The organism is Acinetobacter sp. UBA6526 (genome assembly GCF_002434875.1).
GTDB lineage: Bacteria > Pseudomonadota > Gammaproteobacteria > Pseudomonadales > Moraxellaceae > Acinetobacter > Acinetobacter venetianus.
Window position 1 is genome coordinate 1 of record NZ_DJLC01000037.1, and the last position, 4,851, is coordinate 4,851.

Annotated in this window: 5 protein-coding genes and 2 pseudogenes; 5 read left to right on the top strand and 2 right to left on the bottom strand. The window is 39.7% G+C overall.

Features of this window, described 5'->3' with window-relative positions:
* The 3 genes and pseudogenes from B4237_RS02420 to B4237_RS02430 all read left to right on the top strand — a co-directional run.
* A pseudogene (locus B4237_RS02420) lies at positions 1 to 179 on the top strand (S-(hydroxymethyl)glutathione dehydrogenase); the annotation flags it as partial.
* A gap of 228 nt (positions 180 to 407) precedes the next feature.
* On the top strand, positions 408 to 1,238 hold the full coding sequence (gene fghA, locus B4237_RS02425) for an S-formylglutathione hydrolase (protein WP_286941188.1): 831 nt from the start codon (positions 408 to 410) through the stop codon (positions 1,236 to 1,238).
* Between the two features lie 241 nt (positions 1,239 to 1,479).
* Complete coding sequence (locus tag B4237_RS02430; RefSeq protein ID WP_286941189.1) at positions 1,480 to 1,782, top strand: putative quinol monooxygenase; 303 nt, start codon at positions 1,480 to 1,482, stop codon at positions 1,780 to 1,782.
* A gap of 85 nt (positions 1,783 to 1,867) precedes the next feature.
* Here B4237_RS02430 and B4237_RS17685 read toward each other — a convergent pair.
* Positions 1,868 to 2,197 (bottom strand): annotated as a pseudogene (locus tag B4237_RS17685) (IS3 family transposase); the annotation flags it as partial.
* A gap of 186 nt (positions 2,198 to 2,383) precedes the next feature.
* Between B4237_RS17685 and B4237_RS02440 the strand changes: the two are divergent.
* Both B4237_RS02440 and B4237_RS02445 read left to right on the top strand, forming a co-directional pair.
* Positions 2,384 to 3,541: an iron-containing alcohol dehydrogenase gene (locus tag B4237_RS02440; protein ID WP_286941190.1), complete on the top strand. Its 1,158-nt coding sequence runs from the start codon at positions 2,384 to 2,386 to the stop codon at positions 3,539 to 3,541.
* A gap of 85 nt (positions 3,542 to 3,626) precedes the next feature.
* The gene (locus tag B4237_RS02445) at positions 3,627 to 4,304 is read left to right on the top strand and encodes a type 1 glutamine amidotransferase domain-containing protein (protein ID WP_034706108.1); all 678 of its coding nucleotides are present in this window, start codon (positions 3,627 to 3,629) and stop codon (positions 4,302 to 4,304) included.
* A gap of 163 nt (positions 4,305 to 4,467) precedes the next feature.
* Here the strand turns inward: B4237_RS02445 and B4237_RS02450 are convergent.
* Positions 4,468 to 4,851: TetR family transcriptional regulator C-terminal domain-containing protein (locus B4237_RS02450; RefSeq protein ID WP_286941193.1), on the bottom strand; the 384-nt coding region annotated here is incomplete at its 5' end.

The window sequence follows — 4,851 nt, forward strand, 5'->3', positions numbered from 1 at the left end:
CTGCCTTTGGTGGCGTAAAAGGTCGTACGCAACTTCCAGGAATGGTTGAGGATGCCATGAAAGGTAAAATTCAATTAGAACCATTTGTGACACATACGATGGGCTTGGACCAGATCAATGAAGCCTTTGATCTAATGCATGAAGGTAAGTCAATTCGTACTGTAATTCATTACGAATAATTCCGTCAGACCTTATAGTTTTCCATGCATGTGCATCATGAATGACATGCATGGAATCCTCTAAAACGGCACATTATCTGTAAAACCGATCTATCTGTGTAGGCATCGTGAATAGGTTCAACAAACCTGCCTACATTTTAAATCTTAATCACTATTCTCTGTGGAGAATGTCAGACTCTTTGTTTACTCGATTTCTCATGAAGTCTTGCTCAACATAGGTAATTGATTATGGAAATAATTGAGAAACATGCTTCTTTTGGTGGATCGCAAGAAGTGTATCGCCATCAGTCAACAGCATTAAACTGTTCAATGAAATTCTCAATATATCTGCCACCTCATGACAAAGATGAGCGGTTGCCAGTTTTATATTGGTTATCAGGACTGACTTGCAACGAACATAACTTTATTACTAAAGCCGGAGCACAAAAGTATGCGGCTGAACATAAAGTCATTATTGTTGCACCAGATACCAGCCCACGTGGAGAAGATGTACCAGATCATGCAGATTATGATTTAGGCCAAGGCGCAGGATTCTATGTGAATGCAACACAAGCACCCTGGTCACAGCATTTCAAAATGTATGATTATATTGTGGAAGAGCTCAGAAATCTGATTGACCTAAATTTTCCGACCAATCAAGTCCAAAGTATTATGGGTCATAGCATGGGTGGTCATGGTGCATTAGTCATTGGGTTAAAAAATCCTGAGCTGTATAAAAGTATTTCTGCTTTTGCACCAATTGTTGCACCTAGCCAAGTACCTTGGGGGAAAAAGGCTTTTACACACTACCTAGGTGAAAACGAAACTTTATGGAAAAGCTATGATGCGATTGAATTAATCAAAAACGCTGAAGTTCATTTACCTATTTTAGTCGATCAGGGAACAGCTGATGATTTTCTTGAAGAACAGTTAAGACCTAAGCTTTTTAGTGATATTTGTTTGGAACAAGAATATCCTCTGACACTTAACCTAAGAGAAGGGTATGACCATAGCTATTACTTCATTGCGAGCTTTATAGAGAAACATATAGAGTTTCACAGCAAATTCCTAGCTAAATAACTTTCATAGTTATAAGGATGTACAATGTTGTTCTTGAATGCTTCTTGAGCAATATTTTTTGATTCAAATGTTAATGATATTAACTTGAATAAATTCATAGCATTATGCCGAAATAAACATCCAAATTTTGGCTCTGCTATGGAAAATTGTTTTTAACCTTTGTACAACAAAACTTTCTGACATGCATACATTAGTAATGTCAGAATGAGTTTGAATTTTAATCAATTGTGGAGTTTTAGTCATGCTTAAAACAGCTTTATATGTCCGTCTTGAAGCTAAACCAGGTAAAGAAGACGAAGTGGAAGCTTTCCTTAAAGGCGGTTTACCAATTGTAATGGAAGAACCTGCGACAGTTGCGTGGTTTGGCCTACGTCTTGGACCTACAACATTTGGTATTTTTGATGCATTCCCTGATGAGGAAGGTCGCCAAGCACATTTATCTGGCAAGGTTGCAGCTGCGTTGATGGCTCAGGCCGAAGAGCTATTTTCAGAGCCACCATCTATTGAAAAAGTAGATATTTTGGCGAGTAAACTACCAGGTTGAACCGACGCTTAAATGTATAAATGTGCTGCCTGAAATTTTGAATGAAAGGCAGCACTTCAACCCTGTGAGGTTTGTCAGAGGCTTTTTATTCAAGTTGGGCTACTTTATTTAATGGCTTAATCTCATCATTTACATGAGTCAATATCCAAAACAGGGTAAATAAACGAATGCAACTATTTACACGCTTTATATTGAACCAATCTATCTAATTTACTGTCGCATTTGTACATCTGCTAAACCGTGCCAATCTGCTTTTAAAAAATTTAATCATTTCTATTTTGTATGACCCATTCACTGTTTTAGCCAATGCGTTCACGACCATGTCAGTAGTCATGCGTGTTGATACCTTCCATTCAACAATCGCTCGTGAAAATACATCAATAATAAAAGTGGTATAGAACAAGCCTGAATTTGTTTAACCATCACTAAAGTCGCCAAGCTGAAATAATTTTTTATAAAAAAATAGACGACTGGTCTATTTTTATGTATAGTTATCACATGGTGCAGTCAAAAGCCGCAGTGTTGTCCAATTTTTTAAAGTTTATTTGATGAATAACGGTGGTTTTTCAAATCAATTAGCTGATCATCCTAGGATAAAAATATGCTGAATTTTAACTTTTATAATCCGACCCGCATTATTTTTGGTGACGATACAATAGCTAAAATCAATGACTATGTGCCTACAGAAGCAAAAGTATTAATGTTGTTTGGCGGTGAAAGTGCACGTAAGAATGGTACTTTAGCTGAGGTGCGTGAAGCATTAGGTGCAAGAGAAATTCATGAATTTGGCGGAATTGAGCCGAATCCGAGTTATGAAACCCTCATGAAAGCTGTAGAGCTGATTCGTGAACAAAAGATTGATTTTTTGATGGCTGTCGGTGGTGGATCGGTAATTGATGGTACTAAATTTATTGCAGCAGCAGTCAATTATACAGGGGATACATGGGAGATTTTAGAAACCCATGGTACTAAAATTACTCAAGCTTTGCCCTTTGCGAGTGTACTCACCCTTCCGGCAACTGGTTCAGAAATGAATAGCGGTGGGGTAGTCACCAGAAAATCGACCCAAGCCAAATTGTCATTTAGCAGTCCCCATGTTTTTCCGCAATTTTCCGTACTGGATCCGAATAAAACTTTTAGCTTGCCGACGCGCCAGTTAGCAAATGGCGTGGTCGATGCTTTTGTTCATGTCATGGAACAATACTTAACTTACCCTGTCAATGCACAAGTACAAGATCGCTTTGCCGAAGGTCTATTGCAAACTCTGATTGAGATTGGACCGAAAATCTTGGACGATTCAGCAGATTATGACATGCGTGCGAATTTGATGTGGACTGCTAGCATGGCACTGAACGGGCTAATTGGGGCTGGTGTACCACAAGATTGGTCAACCCATATGATTGGACATGAGCTCACGGCTTTACATGGTATTGATCATGCTCGTACCTTGGCCATTGTGTTGCCGGCCAATCTCCAAGTGCGTCGTCAAGAGAAGCGAGAAAAATTACTACAGTATGCAGCTCGTATCTGGCAGATTGTCGAAGGTAATGAAGAACAACGTATTGATACAGCTATTGCTCGTACACGAGCCTTCTTTGAGCAACTTGGATTGCCGACTCGTCTTAGCGATTATGGACTGGGGGAGACAGATATTGAGATCATCATTACGCAACTTAAATCACACAATCTTACACAGCTAGGCGAACATAAAACTGTTTCATTAGAGATCAGTCGCCAAATTCTCGAGACGAGTATCTAAATAAGCGTATCTGTCATGGTCACGCTACAGGACAAGTGATCATGCAACAATGCTCCTCAATCATGAAAAATATCGGAGAAATAACATGAAAATTTTAATCGTTTTAACCTCACACGATCAACTTGGCAATACTGGTAAGAAAACAGGTTTCTGGTTAGAAGAACTTGCTGCACCGTATTACACCTTTATCGACTCTGGTGCTGAAGTTACGCTGGCGTCGCCTCAAGGTGGGCAGCCACCACTAGATCCGAAAAGTAATTTAGCAGAAGCACAAACTGAAACCACTCATCGTTTTGAAGCTGATCCAACTGCAATGCAAGCATTGGCACAGACGCATAAACTTAGCGAAATCTCTGTAGCTGATTATGATGCAGTGTTTTATCCAGGTGGGCATGGCCCATTGTGGGATTTAGCAGAAGATCCGATTTCAATTTCTCTGATTGAACAGGCGATTCAGTCTGGCAAACCTGTTGCAGCAGTGTGTCATGCCCCAGGTGTTCTTCGTCATGTGAAAGCCAGTAATGGAGCGCCTTTAGTTAGCGGTAAATTAGTGACTGGTTTCACCAATACTGAGGAGGCCGCCGTAGGTTTGACTGAAATTGTACCATTTTTAGTTGAAGACATGCTTAAAGAAAACGGTGGTCATTATTCTAAAGTAGATGATTGGCAAGTACATGTTCAAGTAGATGGCTTGCTGGTTACTGGACAAAATCCAGCATCTTCTGCTGCAACTGCCTCAGCATTACTTCAATTGTTGAAATAAAGAGTAGCGAGTGCCTGTTGTGGTGCTTAGTAGTGAATAAAACTTCTGACTCTGAGCAACTGTCGCAATAAGCAAAATAACCCTCATTTAATGGTGAAGGGCCTGAGTGAATAGCTTTCCTTCCTTTGTTTTTCTATATACAGGAAGGAAGCCCCTTTAATTTTTATGAATCTTCACTTTTTAATAGAAATTTAGTTGCTCTCAGAGCTTGATGTAATGGTGTTTTATCTTTTTGCAACTTACTCAGTAATGCTGCACCTAACCACATTTGGTAAAGTACTTGTGCCAACGTCGAGGCCTCAGTATTTGCTTGAATAGACTGATCCTGTTTTCCCAAATCAATTAAACCAGCAATACGTTGGATTACATCATCCACGCCAGCGGACATAATGGAGCGCATATCTTCAGATAGATCGGCAACTTCTGCGGCAAGTTTCACAATTAAACAGCTATCCGCCCAACCACACTGTGTTTCAGGATCTTCTATCCATAAATTAAAATACTCAATCAGCTTTTGATAAGGGGATTTATCACTACGCCATACATC

What these genes read in the sequence shown, in the direction of transcription:
- B4237_RS02440 (WP_286941190.1), top strand. Translation starts at nt 2,384, where the DNA reads ATGCTGAATTTTAACTTTTATAATCCGACCCGCATTATTTTTGGTGAC.
- fghA (WP_286941188.1), top strand. Translation starts at nt 408, where the DNA reads ATGGAAATAATTGAGAAACATGCTTCTTTTGGTGGATCGCAAGAAGTG.
- B4237_RS02445 (WP_034706108.1), top strand. Translation starts at nt 3,627, where the DNA reads ATGAAAATTTTAATCGTTTTAACCTCACACGATCAACTTGGCAATACT.
- B4237_RS02430 (WP_286941189.1), top strand. Translation starts at nt 1,480, where the DNA reads ATGCTTAAAACAGCTTTATATGTCCGTCTTGAAGCTAAACCAGGTAAA.